Annotated in this window: 17 protein-coding genes; 9 read left to right on the top strand and 8 right to left on the bottom strand. The window is 71.7% G+C overall.

Annotated features, from left to right (window positions below; all coding sequences use genetic code 11):
• Positions 1–47 precede the first annotated feature (47 nt).
• The 5 genes from K7C98_RS00595 to K7C98_RS00575 all read left to right on the top strand — a co-directional run bounded on the left by K7C98_RS00595 (position 48) and on the right by K7C98_RS00575 (position 4,684).
• Positions 48–1,025: a deoxyhypusine synthase family protein gene (locus K7C98_RS00595; RefSeq protein ID WP_224189499.1), complete on the top strand. Its 978-nt coding sequence runs from the start codon at positions 48–50 to the stop codon at positions 1,023–1,025.
• 4 nt (positions 1,026–1,029) lie between these two features.
• A complete protein-coding gene (locus K7C98_RS00590; RefSeq protein WP_224189498.1) occupies positions 1,030–2,061 on the top strand; it encodes an agmatine deiminase family protein in 1,032 nt (343 codons plus the stop codon).
• Positions 2,062–2,092: 31 nt separating this feature from the next.
• Complete coding sequence (locus K7C98_RS00585; RefSeq protein WP_224189497.1) at positions 2,093–2,710, top strand: hypothetical protein; 618 nt, start codon at positions 2,093–2,095, stop codon at positions 2,708–2,710.
• 352 nt (positions 2,711–3,062) lie between these two features.
• On the top strand, positions 3,063–3,695 hold the full coding sequence (locus K7C98_RS00580) for a hypothetical protein (protein WP_224189496.1): 633 nt from the start codon (positions 3,063–3,065) through the stop codon (positions 3,693–3,695).
• Between the two features lie 5 nt (positions 3,696–3,700).
• Entirely contained in the window at positions 3,701–4,684 is a 984-nt protein-coding gene (locus tag K7C98_RS00575; RefSeq protein ID WP_224189495.1) for a zinc-dependent alcohol dehydrogenase family protein, read from the top strand.
• A 42-nt stretch (positions 4,685–4,726) separates the two neighbouring features.
• On the opposite strand, the gene K7C98_RS00570 is transcribed toward K7C98_RS00575, so the two are convergent.
• The 5 genes from K7C98_RS00570 to zwf form a co-directional block, all read right to left on the bottom strand.
• Positions 4,727–5,122, bottom strand: coding sequence for a hypothetical protein (locus tag K7C98_RS00570; protein ID WP_224189494.1), 396 nt, complete (start codon positions 5,120–5,122; stop codon positions 4,727–4,729).
• A 78-nt stretch (positions 5,123–5,200) separates the two neighbouring features.
• Entirely contained in the window at positions 5,201–7,504 is a 2,304-nt protein-coding gene (gene ppsA / locus K7C98_RS00565) for a phosphoenolpyruvate synthase (protein ID WP_224189493.1), read from the bottom strand.
• A 31-nt stretch (positions 7,505–7,535) separates the two neighbouring features.
• Complete coding sequence (gene gndA / locus K7C98_RS00560; protein ID WP_224189492.1) at positions 7,536–8,984, bottom strand: NADP-dependent phosphogluconate dehydrogenase; 1,449 nt, start codon at positions 8,982–8,984, stop codon at positions 7,536–7,538.
• Positions 8,977–9,660, bottom strand: a complete 684-nt coding sequence (gene pgl, locus K7C98_RS00555) for a 6-phosphogluconolactonase (protein ID WP_224189491.1) — start codon at positions 9,658–9,660, stop codon at positions 8,977–8,979. The genes gndA and pgl overlap by 8 nt, the downstream gene beginning before the upstream one ends.
• Positions 9,657–11,192, bottom strand: coding sequence for a glucose-6-phosphate dehydrogenase (gene zwf, locus K7C98_RS00550; protein ID WP_224189490.1), 1,536 nt, complete (start codon positions 11,190–11,192; stop codon positions 9,657–9,659). Before zwf ends, pgl begins: the two co-directional genes overlap by 4 nt.
• 93 nt (positions 11,193–11,285) lie before the next feature.
• Here zwf and K7C98_RS00545 point away from each other — a divergent pair, with 93 nt between their 5' ends.
• The 4 genes from K7C98_RS00545 (at position 11,286) to K7C98_RS00530 (ending at position 17,149) form a co-directional block, all read left to right on the top strand.
• Positions 11,286–13,964 (top strand): MGH1-like glycoside hydrolase domain-containing protein, encoded by a 2,679-nt coding sequence (locus tag K7C98_RS00545; RefSeq protein ID WP_224189489.1) that lies wholly within the window; start codon positions 11,286–11,288, stop codon positions 13,962–13,964.
• Positions 13,965–14,004: 40 nt separating this feature from the next.
• Positions 14,005–14,922 carry a LysR family transcriptional regulator gene (locus K7C98_RS00540; protein ID WP_224189488.1) on the top strand — a complete coding sequence of 306 codons (918 nt, stop codon included), beginning with the start codon at positions 14,005–14,007 and terminating at the stop codon, positions 14,920–14,922.
• A gap of 87 nt (positions 14,923–15,009) precedes the next feature.
• Positions 15,010–16,134 (top strand): Gfo/Idh/MocA family protein, encoded by a 1,125-nt coding sequence (locus tag K7C98_RS00535; RefSeq protein ID WP_346660259.1) that lies wholly within the window; start codon positions 15,010–15,012, stop codon positions 16,132–16,134.
• A 1-nt stretch (position 16,135) separates the two neighbouring features.
• Complete coding sequence (locus K7C98_RS00530) at positions 16,136–17,149, top strand: zinc-dependent alcohol dehydrogenase family protein (protein ID WP_224189486.1); 1,014 nt, start codon at positions 16,136–16,138, stop codon at positions 17,147–17,149.
• A 24-nt stretch (positions 17,150–17,173) separates the two neighbouring features.
• Here K7C98_RS00530 and K7C98_RS00525 read toward each other — a convergent pair whose 3' ends face one another.
• The 3 genes from K7C98_RS00525 to K7C98_RS00515 are packed head-to-tail and all read right to left on the bottom strand — an operon-like array spanning position 17,174 to position 18,961.
• Positions 17,174–17,677: a hypothetical protein gene (locus K7C98_RS00525; RefSeq protein ID WP_224189485.1), complete on the bottom strand. Its 504-nt coding sequence runs from the start codon at positions 17,675–17,677 to the stop codon at positions 17,174–17,176.
• Between the two features lie 7 nt (positions 17,678–17,684).
• A complete protein-coding gene (locus K7C98_RS00520) occupies positions 17,685–18,218 on the bottom strand; it encodes a hypothetical protein (RefSeq protein ID WP_224189484.1) in 534 nt (177 codons plus the stop codon).
• Positions 18,218–18,961 carry a hypothetical protein gene (locus K7C98_RS00515; RefSeq protein ID WP_224189483.1) on the bottom strand — a complete coding sequence of 248 codons (744 nt, stop codon included), beginning with the start codon at positions 18,959–18,961 and terminating at the stop codon, positions 18,218–18,220. Before K7C98_RS00515 ends, K7C98_RS00520 begins: the two co-directional genes overlap by 1 nt.
• Between the last annotated feature and the right edge of the window lie 12 nt (positions 18,962–18,973).

Here is an 18,973-nt window from a genome sequence, read left to right as displayed (position 1 = left end):
CAGACCGTGCCACTGGGGCCAGCGATCGCGTATTCTCTGCCCGCCGCATGCAGGACCGACCGATCTCCGAGTTCATTCGCCGCCATTACCGCCACTTCAACGCGGCGGCGCTCGTCGACGCCGCGACGGCGTACCGGGCCCATCTGGACCGCGGCGGCAGCATGCTGGTGACCCTCGCCGGCGCGATGAGCACCGCCGAGCTCGGTCTCAGCCTGGCCGAGATGATCCGCCAGGGCAAGGTGTCGGCGATCAGCTGTACCGGCGCCAACCTGGAAGAGGACGTGTTCAACCTCGTCGCGCACGACCATTACGTGCGCGTCCCGCACTACCGCTCGCTGACCGCGCAGGACGAGCAGGCGCTGCTGGAGCGGCACCTGAACCGGGTGACCGACACCTGCATTCCGGAGATGGAGGCGATGCGGCGCATCGAGACCGCGGTGCTGGCCGAGTGGGAGGGCGCCGACCGCGCCGGCGAGCGCTGGTTCCCGCACCAGTTCATGTACAAGATCTTGCGGTCGGGTGTCCTGAAGGACAGCTTCCAGATCGACCCGAAGGACAGCTGGCTGATGGCGGCGGCCGAGCGCGACCTGCCGATGTTCGTGCCCGGCTGGGAGGACTCGACGCTCGGCAACATGTACGCCGGCCACGTCATCGAGGGCCACGTCAAGAACGTGCACACGGTGCGCACCGGCATCGAGTACATGACCGAGCTGGCGAGGTGGTACACGGGCACCGCCGACAAGAGCTCGATCGGGTTCTTCCAGATCGGCGGCGGCATCGCCGGCGACTTCCCGATCTGCGTGGTGCCGATGCTGCACCAGGACCTGCGGCGCACCGACGTGCCGCTGTGGGGCTACTTCTGCCAGATCAGCGACAGCACCACCAGCTACGGCTCGTACTCCGGCGCGGTGCCGAACGAGAAGATCACGTGGGGCAAGCTCGGCGTGAACACCCCCAACTTCATCATCGAGTCCGACGCGACGATCGTCGCGCCGCTCGTGTTCGCCTACGTGCTGGGTTGGTGACGCCGTGAAGCACCCGCGCATCGCTCACCCCCTGGCCGAGCTGACCGCCTCCGCGGCCGAGCTCGGCTACCGCATGCCCGCCGAGTGGGAGCCGCTGTCGTCGATCTGGCTGTCGCGCCCGCACAACCCGACCACCTGGCCCGGCTGCCTGGCCGAGGCGCAGCGGCAGCACGCCGACTTCACCGCCGCCGTGCGCCGCTTCGTCCCCGTGCGCATGCTCGGCGAGTCGATCTCGATCGCCACCGACGACGCGTGGATCCGCGACTACGGCCCGATCTTCGTCAAGCGGATCTCCGACGGCGCGCTGGCCCTGCACGACTTCCACTTCAACAATTGGGGCGGCAAGTACGGCGACTGCCAGAACGACGACCTCGTGCCGCAGAAGGTCGCGCTGCTGCTGAACATGCCGCTGTGGGTCCACGACTTCGTGCTCGAGGGCGGCAGCATCGAGGTCAACGGCGTCGGCACGGTCATGACCTCCGAGTCGTGCCTGTTCCACCCCGGCCGCAACGCCAGCCTCGGCCGCGCCGACATCGAGCGCGAGCTGCACGCCGCGCTCGGCACCACCCACGCGATCTGGCTGCCCGCGGGCATCGCCGGCGACGACACCGACGGCCACATCGACGACCTGGCCCGCTTCGTCAAGACCGACACGGTCGCCGCCGTGCGCGCGCCGGCCGGGCACCCCGACCACGAGGTGCTCGAGCGCAACTGGACCGCGCTGACCGAGGCCCGCGACCAGAGCGGCAACAAGCTGCAGCTGGTCGAGCTGCCGGTGCCCGACCCGATCTTCTGGGACTTCCCGCCCGAGGACGACTGGCCCGGCGGCATCCGCCAGGTCCCCGCCAGCTACGCCAACTTCCTGTTCGCCAACCGCGCCGTGCTCGTCCCGACCTTCGACCAGCGCAGCGACGAGGTGGCCCTGAAGATCTTCGAGCAGCTGTTCCCCGACCGCGTCGTCGTCCCGGTGGCCGCGAAGTACCTCGTCGTGGGCCTCGGCTCGCTGCACTGCCTCAGCCAGCAGCAGCCGTTCTGAACGGCGCCGTCGTCCCCGGAAGAGCGGCGGCATGGGTCTCAGCTACCGCTTCGAGTTCATCGCTCCGCGCAGCGGCGCCGACGCGTTGCTGGCGGCCCTCGCGGACCGGGTGGAGGACGGCTACGCCCGCCGGCTGCGCGCCTGCCGGCCGTGGGCGCCGAACACTCCGCACCGCGGCGACGCCGGCGTGCGCGGGTTGCCGCCGGCGTTCGACATCGTCAACCACTACGACCTCGTGGTCCTGGTCCCGGTCGACGCCGAGGTCCGGCGCTACTTCGACGGCTACAACGAACCGCTCGCGCGTCACCTGCAGAACGGCAAGGCCGGCGTCGGCCTCGTCTACATGGCGCTCCGCGCCGGCCCGCGGTACGTGGTCCTGACCCTGAACCCCGCGAGCAGCGGCATGAGCCTGCTGTTCGCCGGGCCAGGCAGCGCTCGTCGGGTCATGACCTCGCTCGCCGCGGCCGGCCAGGCCCGCGCCGCGTTCCTCGACCGCGAGGATGACGAGCAGTGGGAGCTGCTGTTCCCGCGCAAATCGGCGTCGACGACCTCCGCATGGGCCCCGCGGCCGCCCGACGACCCGCAAACGCCGAGCGACGTCGACGCATACTGCGAGCTCGCGCTCGAGCTCGCAGGCCTGCCCGCCTGACCCGACGCGCCGTCGTCGCATAAACATCTCAAGACCCCGAGGACATGTCCATTTAGACATATCAATATAGACACACCGTCTCCGACGCATGTGTCGATCTGCTCTCTCCTCAATCCATCGAGCGATTCACATTTAAAAATTCACGACCTGGCTCGCCGCGCCGCGGCCGACTGCTCGTCCGCCGCGGATCGCCGCGGATGGGCCGCATTTGCCCGCGGAGGCCGCCGCGCCGGCGCTGTGCTCGTACCCGCCGAAATTCGTGCGTGCATCGGCGTTGGCGTGAGATCGGGTGCGTCCTCCTCGGCCTCGCCGGTGGTTGCCGCGGTGGCGCCGCCGGCCATCTTTCCGGCGCATGTATGACGCCTCGCGTGCCATCGACCTCAGCACGCTGCTCGAGCACTCGGACCAGCTCTTGCGGCGGATCGTCACCGGTCGCGGGCACCTGCGGCGCTGCGGCGACGGCGTCGGCGACCGCTGGCCTGTCCTCGAGGACACCCAGGGCCGGCGTCTGCGTGTGACCCCGTGGCTGCCGATGGACGACTTCTCGCCGCGGCTGGCCGGGCCTGGCGGCCGCCATCCGCGCGGCCTGCGAGATTTCTTCGATCACGACGTCCTGCTCACCGGCGTGCTCGAGCGCGACGCCGGCGGCGAGCTGGTGCTCGTCGCCAAGCGGGCCCAGGTCGTGCGAGACCTGCACCTGCGGCGGCTCGACGCCGAGCAGCTGGCGGCCGTCGCCGGCGTCGGCGGCGAGGGCACCGTGGGTTACGGCGCGCTCGCGGGGGAGCTCATCATCGACGGCGGTGACCAGCTGCGGCTCGTCACCGCCGACCGTGGCGGCCCGTGCGAGGTCAGCTTCACCCTCGACGTCGTGCGCCGCGACGACCTCGTGCTCGGCAAGCCGATCCTCGTGCACGGGCTGATCCGCAAGGCCACCCCGTGGCTCGGCGCGATCCGCCGCGCCGCCCTCGACCCTGCGGCCTCCTGACTGCCATGCGCGCGATGGTCCTCGAACGCGTCGGCGAGCCGCTGCAGCTCGTCGATCGACCGGCCCCCGAGCCCGGCCCGCATCAGGTCGTGATCCAGGTCGCCGCCTGCGGCGTGTGTCGCACCGATCTGCACGTCGTCGACGGCGATCTCCCCGACCCCAGGCTCCCGCTGATCTGCGGCCACGAGATCGTCGGCCGGATCGTCGCACGCGGCGCCAGGGCCGGCGAGTTTCCCTCCGGCACCCGGGTCGGTGTGCCCTGGCTCGGCGGCGCCTGCGGACATTGCAACGCCTGTCTTCGGGGCCAGGAGAACCTGTGCCCGAACGCGCGCTTCACCGGCTACACGCTCGACGGCGGCTACAGCGAGCTCGCGGTCGCCGACGCGCGGTTCTGCTTCGAGGTGCCCGCGCGCTACCAGGACGTCGAGGCCGCCCCGCTGCTGTGCGCCGGCCTGATCGGCTACCGCAGCTATCGCCTGGCCGGCAACCCCGGCGCGCTCGGCCTCTACGGCTTCGGCGCCGCCGCGCACATCCTCTGTCAGCTGGCCGCGCACGAGCGCCGGCGCGTCTACGCATTCACGCGCCCGGGCGACGCCGAGGCCCAGGAGTTCGCACGCAGCCTCGGCGCCGTGTGGGCCGGCGGCTCCGACGATGTCCCGCCCGAGCCGCTCGACGCCGCGATCCTGTTCGCGCCCGTCGGCGCGCTGGTCCCCGCCGCGCTGCGGGTCGTGCGTCCCGGCGGCGTGGTCGTGTGCGGCGGCATTCACATGAGCGACATCCCCGGCTTCCCGTACGAGCTGCTGTGGGGCGAGCGGGTGCTGCGTTCCGTCGCCAACTTGACCCGCGCCGACGGCCACGCCTTCTTCGCCGCCGCCGCCCGCACCCCGCTGCGCCTGGCGACGCACACCTACTCATTAATAGAAGCCAACCAGGCGCTCACCGACCTGCGAGCCGGCGCGTTCACGGGCGCTGCGGTGCTGGTGCCGTGATTCGTACAACCATAGCACCTGCTCTTTTAGAGCATGTCACATTCACGCCGGGCTCACGCGCAGCGTGAGCCGCAGCTCATCGCTCTCGGCGGCCGCACTCTGCCCGGGCGCGCTGAGGAAGAGGTTCGAGCCGATCGTCGCCCCGTCGTACTGGACGTCGACAGCGGTGCGGTAGTTGCCCGCGCCTCCGTCCTCGATCAGCAGCTTGATCGCCGCGCTGTGGCCGTCGTCGGTGGTCGTGTCGATGCGCGCCTCCTGCCCGAGCCGGGCGACGATCCGCGCGTTCGACAGCGGCGCGCCCCTGTACGTGACCGTCAGCTCCGCCGTCGCCGCGGCGGCGGCCGGGGCCGTCGCCGCGGGGCCCGGCGAGGCCGCGCAGCCGGCCATGACCGAATGACAACCGACGAGCGCGACGAGAGACAGAGTGACACGATTCATCCATCGACCTTGACGCATGGAGCGGCACCATAGCACGCTCACACGCCGTCGCCAGTCGATTCGCCGCGGGGCTCTCGCTCAGCGCCGGGCCTCGTCAGACCATGTCCTTTTGGTCATGTTCGAACGAGCAGCCGCGACCAGCAGCCGCTTCTCGGCCGCGGCCACGGTGGCGCGGGCCTGGTGGACCGCGTCGACGTTGACGGAGATCGACGTGATGCCGAGGCGCACCAGCGTCTCGGCGAACTCGGGCCGGTTCGACGGCGCCTGCCCGCACAGCGACGACGTGAGCCCGTGGGCGCGGGCGGTGGCGATGATCCGGGCGATCGCGTCGACGACGGCCGGGTCGGACTCGTCGAACAGCTCGGCGCAGATCTCCGAGTCGCGGTCGACCCCGAGCATCAACTGCGTGAGGTCGTTGGAGCCGATCGAGACGCCGTGGATCCCGAGCCGCGCGTACTCGGGGATCCAAAACGCCACTGAGGGCACCTCGGCCATCACCCAGCGCAGCAGCCCGCGGTCGTCGCCGAGCGGGCTGCGGTCGATCCGCTCGATGCAGCGCTCGAGCTCCCAGCGCGTGCGCACGAACGGGATCATCAGGTGGAGGTTTTGCGTCTCCTCGCGCACCTCCGCCAGCGCCTCGAGCTCGAGGTCGAACAGCGCGGGATCCTTGATGTAGCGATAGCAGCCGCGGTACCCGATCATCGGGTTGTCCTCGCGCGGCTCGTGGCGCTCGCCGCCGCTGAGCCCGCGGAACTCGTTGCTGCGGAAATCGTAGGTCCGGTAGATCACCGGCCGCGGCGCGAACGCCCGCGCGATCTGCCGCAGGCGGTCGGTCATCGCCGCCACGAACTCGCGCCCGCCGCCGCGGGCCACCAGGTCGCGCGGGTGCTGCCCGGCCAGCGCGTCGAGGATCATGAACTCGGCCCGCAGCAGGCCCACGCCGTCGACCGGCAGCGCCGCGGCCTCGACGGCCCGCTCGGCCAGCGCGAGGTTGACGTAGAGCCGGGTCGCCAGCGCCTCGCCGGGGCTCGCGGCCTCGCCGACGCTCGGCGCGACCACCTCGACGCGCTCCGGCTTGGCGCCGGCGAACACCTGCCCGCGCCGGCCGTCGACCGTCACGACCTCGCCGTCGCGCAGCACGCGGGTCGCCTCGCGCGCGCCGACGACCGCGGGGATCTTCAGCTCGCGGCTGACGATCGCGGCGTGGCACGTCATGCCGCCGGAGTCGGTCACGACCGCGGCGGCGCGGCGCATCGTCGGCACCCAGTCGGGCGACGTCATCGCCGCCACCAGCACCTCACCCGCCTCGAGCTTGCCGCCCTCGTCGGGCGACCGCAGCACCCGCACCTTGCCGCTGGCCGTCCCCGGCGACGCGCCGAGCCCGTGAAGCAGCACCCGCCCGCGCATCGCCTCGCCGGCGTCCCTGGCGCCCGTCGGCAGCGTGGTGATCGGCCGCGTCTGCACGAGGAAGAACTCGCCGCCGGCCTCGGCCCACTCGACGTCCTGCGGCGCCTCGTAGTGCGCCTCGACCTTCACGCCGAGGCGCGCGAGCAGCAGCAGCTCGTCGTCGGTGAGCACGCGGCGGGTCGCCTCGTCTGTCCCGAGGGACACTTTATTCTCGTGCCCGCGAGGGTCGCGGACGATCTTGAATTGCTTGGCCCCGACCCGCGCCGAGCGGACCGCCGGCCCGCTCTTGCTCAGCACGTAGGTGTCGACCTCGACCTGCCCGCCGACCACGACCTCGCCGAGCCCGAACGCCGCCTCGATCACGATCGTGTCGCGGTCGCCGGTGGCCGGGTCGGCGGTGAACATCACCCCCGCGCGGGCCGCGTCGACCATCTTCTGCACCACCACCGCGATCGTCGGCTCCTCGCCGATGCCCTCCGCCTTGCGATACGCCAGCGCCCGCTGCCCGTAGGCCGAGGCCCAGCAGGCGACGATGCGCTCGCACAGCGCCGCCGCGCCGACCACGTTGGTGTAGGTCTCGTGCATGCCGGCGAACGAGGTCGAGCCGGCGTCCTCGCTGGTCGCCGACGAGCGCACCGCCACCGGCACGTCGGCCCCCAGCTCCGCGTAGGCCGCCGCGACCGCCGACCGCACGTCGGCCGGCACGCCGGCCCGCTGGACCAGCGCCCGCAGCCGCGCCGACGCCTCCGCCAGCCCCTGCGGCGAATCACCGTCTGTCTTTTTGAACATGTCGTAAAGCTCATCCCGCACGCCGCCGGCGTCGACCGCGGCGAGGAAGGCCGCCGTGGTGACGACGAAGCCCGGGGGCACCGGCAGCCCGGCGCGGGTCATCTCGCCGAGGTTGGCGCCCTTGCCGCCGACGCTGGGCACGTCGGCGGAGGACAGCTCGGAGAGCCATGCGATGTACGTCGCCATGGCCCAACTATGGCGAATGTCGCCAGGACGGCTACTGGGACGACCGCGGCCACTCGGTGTGGACGAACACTCCGGGCGCGTCCACTCGCTCGTACGTATGACTGCCGAAGTAGTCGCGCTGGGCCTGGATGAGCGACGCGCTGCCGCGCGAGCGGGTGAGTGTGTCGAACCACGCCAGCGAGGCGGCCAGCCCGGGGATCGGGTGACCGGCCGCGGCCGCCGCCGCGACCACGCGCCGCCAACCGGGCAGGCGGCGCGCCACGTCGGCGGCGAAGTCGGGCGCGAGCACCAGCAGCTCCGGGCGCTCGGACCCCTCAGGCCCGGAGGGCCGTGAAGCAGGCGCGAACGAGGCCCGGATCCGCTCGAGGAACGCCGCGCGGATGATGCACCCGCCGGTCCAGATCCGGGCGATCTCCGCCAGGTTGGTCCCGTAGTCGCGCGCCTCGCTGGCGGCCTGCAGCAGCGCGAAGCCCTGCGTGTAGCTGGCGATCTTCGCCGCGTACAGCGCGTCGCGCAGGTCGTCGGGGGAGACGCCCTGCACCACCCCGCGGCTCGGCCGCAGCGCCGCCTCGGCGCGCTCGCGCAGGTCCTTGGCGGCCGACAGCAGGCGCGCGTCGACGGCCGCGGCGATGGTGGGGATCGGCACCCCGTGCTCCGCCGCCGCCACCACCGTCCACTTGCCGGTGCCCTTCTGCCCGGCGCGGTCGAGGATCGCGTCGATGAGCAGCGCCCCCGGGTTCTGCGGGTCGGGCGCGCGCAGGATGTCGGCCGTGATCTCGATCAGGTAGCTCTCGAGCTCGCCGCGGTTCCACCCGGCGAACGTGTCTGCCACCTGTCCCCAGGGCCAGCCCATGCCCTCGCGCATCAGCGACGCGACCTCGGCGATCAGCTGCATGTCGCCGTACTCGATCCCGTTGTGCACCATCTTCACGAAGTGCCCGGCCGAGCCGCGCCCGCAGTACGTCACGCACACGCCCGACGGGCTGCGGGCCGCGATCGCCTCGAGCGGATGGCGCAGGCGCTCCCACGCGTAGCGGTCGCCGCCGGGCATGATCGACGGCCCGAGCAGCGCCCCCTCGGCCCCGCCCGACACGCCCATGCCGACGAACCGCCACGGCCGCGCCTCCGCGCGCGCGACCCGGCGGTCGGTGTCGGTGTAGAGGCTGTTGCCGCCGTCGACGACGATGTCGCCGTCCTCGAGCAGCGGGTCGAGCTGGTCGAGCACCGAGTCGACCGCCGGCCCGGCGTTGACCATCAGCACGATCCGCCGCGGCCGCTCGAGCATCCCCACCAGCTCCGCGAGGCTGGAGGCCACCCGCAGGTGCGCCTCGGGGTGCGCCGCCGCCAGCGCGTGCGCGTGCTCGACGGTGCGTTGATAGCCCGCCACGCGCAGCCCGCGGCTGGCGAAGTTGCGGGCGAGGTTGCCGCCCATGACGCCGAGGCCGACCACGGCCAGATCGCACAGCCCTGTATCACTCATCGCTCTCACCCTCCGAATCGATGTCGGTCGCGATCACGAGGTGCGGCAGCGCCGTCGTCGGCAGCCCGGCCTCGCGCCGAATCACTCGGCGCAGCGCGGCCTGCTTGCCGGCCCCCTGCGCCATCATCACCGCCAGCGGCGTCGCCCGCAGCACCGGCAAGCTCAAGCTCATCCGCCGCGCCGGCGGCTTCGGGCTGTCGGGCACGTACACCGCCGCGCCCGCGGCCTGCAGCGCCGGGTGCCCCGGGAACAGCGACGCCACGTGCCCGTCCTCGCCGAGCCCCAGCAGCGCCACGTCGAGCCCGCCGGCGAACGACCGCACGAACTCGCGGGTGAACCGCTCGATCGCCGCCGCCGGATCGACGTCGTCGTCGGCCCACAGCGGCAGCATCTCGCCCGGCGGCGCGAGCCCCAGCCGCAGCAGCGCCCCGCGGTTGCTGTCGCTCGCGCTCGCCGGCACGCAGCGCTCGTCGACCCATGTGAGCTGTACTCTCGACCATGTCCCTTGCGGCAGGTCCTTCAGGACATATGGTAGCACCGCCAGCGCCGAGCCGCCGGGGATCGCCAGGCGACAGCCGCCGCGGTGGGCGTCGGCGCGGGCGATCGCGCGGGCCAGCCGGTCCGCCGCGGCCTCGACCGGGCGCGGCGACGACACGATCTCGAGCGTCGGCGTCATCCCTCCGACCACCCGCCCTCGCAGCCGTTGAACAGCTTGTCGGCCTCGGCCGGGCCCCACGAGCCGGCCGGGTAGTCCACCGGCGGCGGCGCGTCGGGCCCGTCCCACGCCCCGCGGAACGCGTCGGCGAAGCGCCAGCTGGCCTCGATCTCGTCGGCGTGGAGGAACAGCGTCTGGTCGCCGATCAGCGCGTCGAGCAGCAGCCGCTCGTAGGCCGGCGCGGTGCGGTCGCCGAAGCGCTCGCGGTAGTCGAAGTCGAGCTCGGCCGGGGCCATCACCATCGCCGAGCCGGGCCGCTTGACCCCGAAGGACAGCCGGATCGCCTCGCGCGGCTGGATCGACACGGTCAGCGCGTTGGGGCGGATCTGGCACAGGTCGCCGTGGCGCAGGCGCTCGCGGAACTCGTCGTCGGAGAGGCCCTCGGGGCGGTTGAACAGCTGCACCGGCGGCACGCGGAACTGGATCCGCACCTCGGTGAACTTCTTCGGCATGCGCTTGCCGTGGCGCAGCAGGATCGGCACCCCGCCCCAGCGCCACGAGTCGCACTCGGCGCGGATCGCCACGAACGTCTCGGTGCGCGAGCCGGCCGGCACCCCGCCCTCGTCGTGGTAGCCCGGCACCTTCTTGCCGCCGACCTCGCCGGCCGCGTACTGCCCGCGGACCGAGTAGCGCAGCGCGTGCTCCGGCCCCGGCGCGTGCAGGCTGCGCAGGAACTGCACCTTTTGCCCGCGGATCGCCGCCGCGTCGAGCGAGCTCGGCGGCTCCATCATCGCCAGCGCCAGCACCTGTAGCATGTGGTTCTGCAGCATGTCGCGCAGCGCCCCGGTCGAGTCGTAGTAGGCCGCCCGCCCGCGCTCCATCCCCAGGTCCTCGGCGACCGTGACCTGCACGTGCTCGACGTGGTGCCGGTTCCACAGCGGCTCGAAGATCGCGTTGTGGAAGCGGAAGCCGAGCAGGTTCTGCACCGTCTCTTTCCCGAGGTAGTGGTCGATGCGGTAGATCTGCTCCTCGCGCAGCGACTCGTGCAGCTGGCGGTTGAGCGCCGCGGCCGACGCCAGGTCGTGGCCGAACGGCTTCTCCACGACCACCCGCCGCCACGCGCACTTGTCGTCGGCCCGCACGTGCAAGAGCCCGCCGACCGCCAGCAGCGCCACCGTGGGCGCGAACAATTCTGGCTTGAGAGACAGGTAGAACAGCCGCCCGGCCTCGCGCCCGCCCGGCAGCTCGTCGAGGCGCTGCGACAGGCGCGCGAGGTCTTCGGGCACGCCGACGTCGCCGGGCAGGTAGTGCACGCGCGGCGCGAGGGCGTCGAAGTCGGCCCGCTGCTCCTCCGGCATGGCCTCGCGGATCTGCTGGCGATAGGCCTCGTCGTCGAGCGGGCGGCGGGCGACCCCGAGCACGTGAAAGCCGCCTTGCGGCCGCCCGCGCGCGGCGAGGCTGGTGAGGGCGGGCATCAGCTTGCGCAGCGTGAGGTCGCCGCTCGCGCCGAAGATCACGACGTGCGCCGGGGGCTTGGCCGAAGTCGAGGACATGGGCGCGGCAATGGTAGCCCGCATCGCCGCGCGCGGCAGCCCCCGGCGGGCGACCGGCGAGCCGGGCCGCGCGTGGTACAGTGCCGCGCGGCCATGGATCCCGAGCGCAAGCGTCACGCCGAACTCCGCCGCCACGAGCGACGCTGGGACCTGTTCGGGCCCTACCTCGCAGAACGCGCGTGGGCCACCGTCCGCGAGGACTACAGCGAGGACGGCGACGTCTGGGACTACTTCCCCCACGACCACGCGCGCTCGCGGGCCTACCGGTGGAACGAGGACGGCCTGCTCGGCATCTGCGACGACCACCAGCGGCTGTGCTTCGCGCTGGCGCTGTGGAACGAGCGCGACCCGATCTTGAAGGAGCGGCTGTTCGGGGTCACCGGCCCGCAGGGCAATCACGGCGAGGACGTCAAGGAGGTCTACTTCTACCTCGACAGCACACCGACCCACAGCTACATGCGGGCGCTCTACAAGTACCCGCAGGCCGCCTACCCCTACGAGCGCCTGCTCGCCGAGAGCGCCCGTCGCTCGCGCACCGAGCCCGAGTTCGAGCTGGCCGACGCCGGCGTGTTCGACGACGACCGCTACTTCGACGTCTTCGTCGAGTACGCCAAGGTCGGCCCGACCGACATCCTCATCCAGATCACCGCGCACAACCGCGGCCCCGATCCCGCCCCGCTGCACCTCCTGCCGACGCTGTGGTTCCGCAACACCTGGGCCTGGGTCGACGACCCGCGCGTCCCCTCGCTCGCCCCCGTGCGCCGGCGCGACCACCTGCCGGCGATCGTCGCCGAGCACGACGAGCTCGGCGAGCTCGTGCTCGTCGGCGACACCCGCGGCGACGTCATCTTCACCAACAACGAGACCAACCTCGAGCGCCTCTACGGCGCCAAGAACCGCGTCCCGTACGTCAAGGACGCCTTTCACCGCCACGTCGTCGGCCGCGAGGGCGGCGTCCTCGGCGCGAGCGGCACCAAGTCGGCCGTCCATTGCCGCGCCGTCGTCGCCCCCGGCCAGGCCTGGACGCTGCGCCTGCGCCTGTCCCAAAAGACAGCCTCACCGCAGTGCCCCGACGAGCCGGTGGTCGACCTCGCCGCTCCGTTCGCCGGGTTCGACGCCGTCATGGCCGCGCGGCGGGCCGAGGCCGACGTCTATTACGACGACATCCCGGCGACGATGACCACCGACGAGCGGCAGGTGTTTCGCCAGGCGATCGCCGGCCTGATGTGGTCGAAGCAGTTCTACCACTACATCGTCCGCGACTGGCTCACCGGCGACCCGGCCCAGCCGCCGCCGCCGCGCCGGCGGGCGAGCGGGCGCAACACCGACTGGCGGCACCTGTTCAACCGCCACGTCATGTCGATGCCCGACACCTGGGAGTACCCGTGGTACGCCGCGTGGGACCTGGCGTTCCACTGCATCCCGCTGGCGCTGGTCGACCCCGGGTTCGCCAAGGGTCAGCTCGACCTGCTCACGCGCGAGTGGTTCCTCCACCCCAACGGCGCCATGCCGGCGTACGAGTGGAACTTCAGCGACGTGAACCCGCCGGTGTTCGCGTGGGCGACCTGGCGGGTCTACAAGATCGAGCAGCGCCACGAGGGCCGGGGCGACCGCGCCTTCCTCGAGGGCATGTTCCACAAGCTGCTGCTGCACTTCACCTGGTGGGTGAACCGCAAGGACTCGGCCGGCAAGAACATCTTCCAGGGCGGCTTCCTCGGCCTCGACAACATCGGCGTGTTCGACCGCAGCGCCGGCCTCCCGCGCGGCGGCGTGCTCGAGCAGAGCGACGCCACCGCGTGGATGGGCATGTTCTCGCTCAACATGATGACGATCGCCCTTGAGCTCGCGCGCGAGAACCCCGTCTACGAGAAGATCGCCAGCAAGTTCTTCGAGCACTTCCTCTCGATCGCCGACGCCATGAACAACCTCGGCGGCGAGGGCATCGGCCTGTGGGACGACCAGGACGAGTTCTTCTACGACGTCCTCCACCTGCCCGACGGCCGCGCCCTGCGCCTGCGCGCCCGCTCGCTCGTCGGGTTGATCCCCCTGCTCGCCGTCGAGACCGTCGAGCCGCGCTTGCTCGAGCAGATGCCCGGCTTCCGCCGCCGCCTCGAGTGGTTCCTCGCCCACCGGCCCGACCTCGCGCGCCTGGTCTCGCGCTGGTACGAGCCGGGCGCCGGCGAGCGCCGCCTGCTCGCCCTCGTCCGCGGCAGCCGCATGAAGCGGCTGCTGCGGCGCATGCTCGACCCCAACGAGTTCTTGTCCGACCACGGCGTGCGCTCGCTGAGCAAGGTCCACGCCACCCAGCCGTACCGCCTGCACATCGACGACACCACCCTCTCGATCGGCTACGAGCCCGGCGAGTCGCGCACCGGCCTGTTCGGCGGCAACTCCAACTGGCGCGGCCCGGTGTGGTTCCCGATCAACTACCTCCTCATCGAGGCGCTACAAAAGTTTCACCACTACTACTCCGACGACTTCCGCGTCGAGTGCCCGACCGGCTCCGGCAACTACATGTCGATCCGCGAGATCGCCGACGAGCTGTCGCGCCGGCTCACCAGCATCTTCCTGCCCGACGCCCGCGGCCGCCGCCCCTACGCCGGCGACGACCCGCGCCAGCACGACCCCCACTGGCGCGACCACCTGCTGTTCCACGAATATTTCAATGGGGACACCGGCCAGGGCCTCGGCGCCAGCCACCAGACCGGCTGGACCGCGCTCGTCGCCAAGCTGCTGGTCCAGCAGTGCCGCGAACGCGACGACGACCGCTAGCCGCAGCGCGCCGGCTCTCCCTCTCATGTTATGAGAGGTCATGGACCGGCTCGACGCGATGTCCGTCTTCCTCACCGTCGTGGACGCCGGCAGCTTGTCTGCGGCGGGCCGCCGACTGCGGGTCCCCCTGGCGACGGTCAGCCGCAAGGTGGCGGAGCTCGAGCGCTACCTGGGCGCCCAGCTCCTCGTGCGCACCAGCCGACGGGTCGAGCTGACCGACGCGGGCCGCGAGTACGCCGCCGCCGCCCGGCAGATCCTCGAGCAGGTGGACGAAGCGGAGCAGGCCGCCGCCGGCGAGTACCAGGAGCCGCGGGGCGAATTGAGCGTCACTGCGCCGCCACTGTTCGGAGAGCTCCACGTCCTGCCGATCGCCAACGACTTCCTCGCGGCGCACCCGAAGATCGACATGCGCCTGTTTCTGACCGACGCCGTGGTCCATCTGGTCGAGGAGCAGGTGCACGTGGCGGTCCGTATCGGCGAGCTGCACGACAATTCGCTCGTCGCCCGTCGCGTCGGCGCCACCCGTTCGATCACCTGCGCCAGCCCTGCCTACTTGCGGCAATTCGGCAGCCCCGAGACCCCCGAGGACCTGATCGATCGCGAGGGCATCACCTACCGCAGGTTCTCGCTGTCTGCCTGGCGCTACCTCAAGGACGGCGTGCCCACGACGGCCGAGCCGCGGACCCGGCTCGCCGTCAATTCGCCCGCCGCCGCCACGCTCGCCGCGCGGGCGGGCCTCGGGATCACACGGGCGCTGGACTTCCAGATCGCGCGAGACCTGCGAGAGGGCCACCTCGTGCCGCTCCTCGTGCCTTTCGAGACCGCGCCGCTCCCGATCCACCTGGTCTTCTCCGGCCACGGGCGCGTCCCGCTGAAAGTCCGCGCCTTCCTCGACTGGGTCGCGCCCAGGTTGAAGTCGCGGCTGGCGGCCGAAGGCGTCGGCGCGCCGCCGGCCTGACGCCGGCCCGGGCGTCCTCTCGATATCTGGAAGGCTCCCTCGCGGATCCCGCATCTGCTCGCGCCGGGGGCGAGCACTTAGATCTGGATGGCCCGGCCACATGCGCCAGGGCTGGAGGTCGACATGCATCGAACAGCCAGTGACAGAATCGGCGTCGGAGTCATCGGCGCCAGCACCGTGAACCCCGGGTGGGCCATGACTGCCCACATTCCCGCGATCCAGGCGCTGCCGGACTTCGAGCTGCGAGCGGTCAGCACCAGCAACCGGGCCTCGGCCGACGCCGCCGCCGAGGCCCTTCGGACGCCCGCGTTCGCCAACCCCGAGGCCTTGATTCTCCATCCCGGGGTCGATCTGGTGGTGGTGTCGGTCCGGGTCCCTTATCACCACGCCCTGACCGCCGCGGCGCTCGAGGCCGGCAAGATGGTGTTCACGGAGTGGCCGCTCGGTCGAACCCTGGAGGAGGCCGAGGACCTCGACGCTCGCGCGCAGAGGGCCGGCATGCGCACCGTGATCGGCCTCCAGGCCAGGTTCGCGCCGGCGGTCCAGGAGGCCCGCGACCTGATCGCCCGGGGCTACGTCGGCGAGGTCCTGTCCACCAACCTGGTCGGCGCCGGGATGGTCTGGGGCGATCGGATCGCCAGAGCTCACGCCTATGCCGTCGAGGCCGACCACGGGGTGACCCTCATGACCGTGACGATGATGCACGCGCTGGAGGCGATGAACTTCGTCCTCGGCGACTTCACCACCGTCAACGCCGCTGCAGCGGTGCGCCGGCCGCTGGTCCGCGTGATCGAGGATGGAAGCCCGTTGCAGGCGACCGCCTTCGATCACATCGCGCTCGGCGGGACCCTGCAGAACGGAGCGATCGCGTCGCTGCTGTTTCGCGGCGCCGCTTCGCGCGGCGACAACTTGCGCTGGGAGATCACCGGGACCGAGGGCGACCTCGTCCTCACCGCCGCCAACGGCAATCTCCAGGTCGCCGACCTCACGCTGAGAGGCGGCCGCGGTGAGCAGACCTCGGTCGCTCCGATATCGACGACCCCGCCCGACGGCGTCGGCGCCAACACGCTGCGCCAGTACGCGGCGCTCGCCCGCGACCTCCGCGAGAACACCCGGCTCGTCCCCGACTTCGCCCATGCCGTGACCCGTCACCGGCTCCTGGCTGCCATCGAGAAGGCCGCGCGCACCGGCGTGCGGCAGGAGGTCGTCTGACATGGCCCCGCGAATGAAGCAGTGGGAGCTGCGGACTCCCGGCCTGGACGCGCTGCGCCTCGTGCAGGCGGAGCGTCCGGTGCCGGGCCCCGGCGAGGTGCTCGTCCGTACGCGCGCGGTGGCCTTGAACTACCGCGACGGCGCGCTCATCGACGGCGCCATGGGGGCGGCCTGGGACGGCGCCATGGTCCCGGGCTCGGACATGGCGGGAGAGGTCGTGGCCCTCGGCCAGGACGTCAGGCGTTTCGCCGTCGGCGACCGCGTCATCACCGTCGACAACGTCGGGTGGATCGACGGACCGATCCCGCCGGCCGACGTGAACAGCAAGCCGGTCCTCGGCCGCCTGGCCGAGTATGTGGCGGTGCCCGCCGCCCAGCTGGTCGCGGCCCCCCTATCGCTGGACGCGGCGGCGGCCAGCACCCTCCCTGTCGCCGGACTGACCGCGTGGTTCGCCGTCGTCGAGCTCGGCGCCGTGCGGGCCGGCCAGACGCTGGTGGTCCAGGGGACCGGGGGCGTGTCCCTGTTCGCGCTGCAATTCGCGGTCGCCCACGGGGCCCGCGTGATCGTCACATCCAGCAGCGACGACAAGCTCGAGCGGGCCCTCGCGCTCGGAGCGAGCGACGGCATCAACCGCGTGCGCCAGCCCGAGTGGCAAGACCGCGTGCTGGAGCTGACCGGCGGACGCGGCGCCGAGCACATCCTCGAGATGGCCGGCGGCGACAACATCGCCCGCTCGCTGGAGGCGGTGTCGCTCGGCGGACGCGTGTCGATCATCGGCCTGCTCGACGAGTGGGTCCTACGCATTCCGACGATGCCGCTCCTCTTCAAGCGGGCGACACTCGCGGCGATCGCCGTGGGACACCGTCGTGCGCTCGAGGACATGGTCCGGGCCATCGACCACCTCCGCATCAAGCCGGTGATCGACAGGGTCTACGACTTCCGGGCCGCCCCCGAGGCCTTCGCCCACCTCCGCCGCGGGCCGTTCGGCAAGGTCGTCATCACGCTCGACGACTGACAGCGAAGGACATGCCCCCGAGGCTCAGTCGTCCAGCGCCTCGGGCGAGTCGCCCTCGACGTCGAGCTCGAGGTTCTCGTAGAAATCGTCGCTGACGATGAACAGCGGCCAGTCGGGCTCCACCTCGACGAAGCCGCGGCGCTCCTGGAACAGCGCCACGTCGTCGAATTCGCCCTGGTACCAGCCCCACAGGAAGCGCACGCGCAGCGGGTCGATGTTGCGCGCGCGCAGCTCGTCGACGACGTCGGCGATCTCGACCTCGTCGAACTCGTCGATGTAGCCCTCGGCCTCGTCGATCAGCTTGCCGAGGTGTGCCGTCCCGCGCTTCGTCAGCTTGTAGAGCTGCGCCTTGCGATCGATCTCGATGTAGCCGTCCATCACCAGCTTCTCGAGCACCTCTTCGAGCTGCGCGTGCTGGGGTTCGAGCAGCACCGGCAGGCGGATCCCGCCCTCTCCCGGCTTGAGGTCGAGCCGCTTGAGGACGTAGATCCCGGCGTAGACGAGCTTCTTGGCGTGCGAGATGGTCATGGTGCCCTCAGCAGGTGTACCAGCGTGCGCTCTCGAGCTGGACGAACGCGTCGCCGGCGAGCGACCAGTCGGTCGCGCCGGCGCGGCGGCGGAGCCAGGCGACCACGTCACCTGTCCCGTAGTACATGCGGCGCCCGGCCAGCGCGGGCGGCTTGGAGATCCGCGCGCGCCGCGGGTTGCACAGCGCGAGCACGATCGGCTGCCCCGCGTCGGCGAGCGCCGGCACGCGCGTGGCCAGGAACTCCGACAGCAGCGCGACGGCCGAGTCCTCGGCCGACAGCGTGAACTCGAGGTTGATGTCGCTCGGCACCCCGCCGCGGCGGGGTACCGCGATCTGGTCCTCGTCGGGGCTGTGGAGCGCGAGCACCAGCGGTGACTCGACCCACAGCGCCTGGTCTTCGCCGACCAGCTCCACGCCCGGCAGCACGCACCAGCCGTAGCGCGTGTGCTCGTGGTCGACCGGGACATCGTGGTCCTGGTCGAGCCCGAACAGGGCCAGGGGCGGCGCCTGTTCGAACGGCAGGTCGCGGAGCGAGGTCATCAGGCGCGCAGCGGCACGCGGGTCCGCTTCGCCTTGATGCCGAAGCCGCCGCCGCGGCGACCGCCGCCGCCGCTCGAGCGACCCGAGCCGCCGGAGCCCCACGCGCCGCCGCGGCTGCCGTAGGAGCGGCCCGAGCTCGCGCCGGACTTCGGCGGGAACTTGCTCGGGTTGGCGGCGCGGTGCGCGTCGCGATGCGCGGCCAGGGCGCCCGCGCGGGCCGGGCTGGTGCTGTAGGGCACCATGTACATCGGGCGGTAGCCCGGCATGAACATGTTGGAGAGGAACGAGCCGAGCATCATGCCCGCGGCGATGTCCCACATCGGCGAGTGGTAGTGCGCGTACGGGCCGGCGCCGGCGATCTGGTACTGCGCGGCGCCCTCGCCGACGATGTCGCGCTTGATCGTGAAGATCTTCTCGCCGTCGGCGGCGCTGCCGTCGCCGTTCTTGTCGAAGAAGCCGGTCACGACCTGAGACTTCTCGTCCTCGTCGCGCACCGAGACGCTGATGACCTCGTCGCCGGTGTAGATCTCGTTGACCCGCTTCTCGAAGTCTTCCGGGCCCTCGGCCTCACGGTAGGCTTGATTGACCGCGTCCCAGTCGATCTCGACCCGCGTGTCTTCGGTGACGACCCAGCGCTCGTTCGAGCGCCCCGACTCGCAACCGGTGACGCCGCCGAGCGCGACGGCCGCCGAAAGCGCGACGACGAGAGGACGGACCGCAACCCTTGACAGTGGAATCTTCATGGTTCCTTGCAC

The sequence above is a fragment of the Nannocystis pusilla genome (assembly GCF_020073745.1).
GTDB lineage: Bacteria > Myxococcota_A > Polyangia > Nannocystales > Nannocystaceae > Nannocystis > Nannocystis radixulma.
The sequence above is the reverse complement of the archived record's forward strand: the minus strand, read 5'-3'. Positions and strand labels throughout refer to the sequence as shown.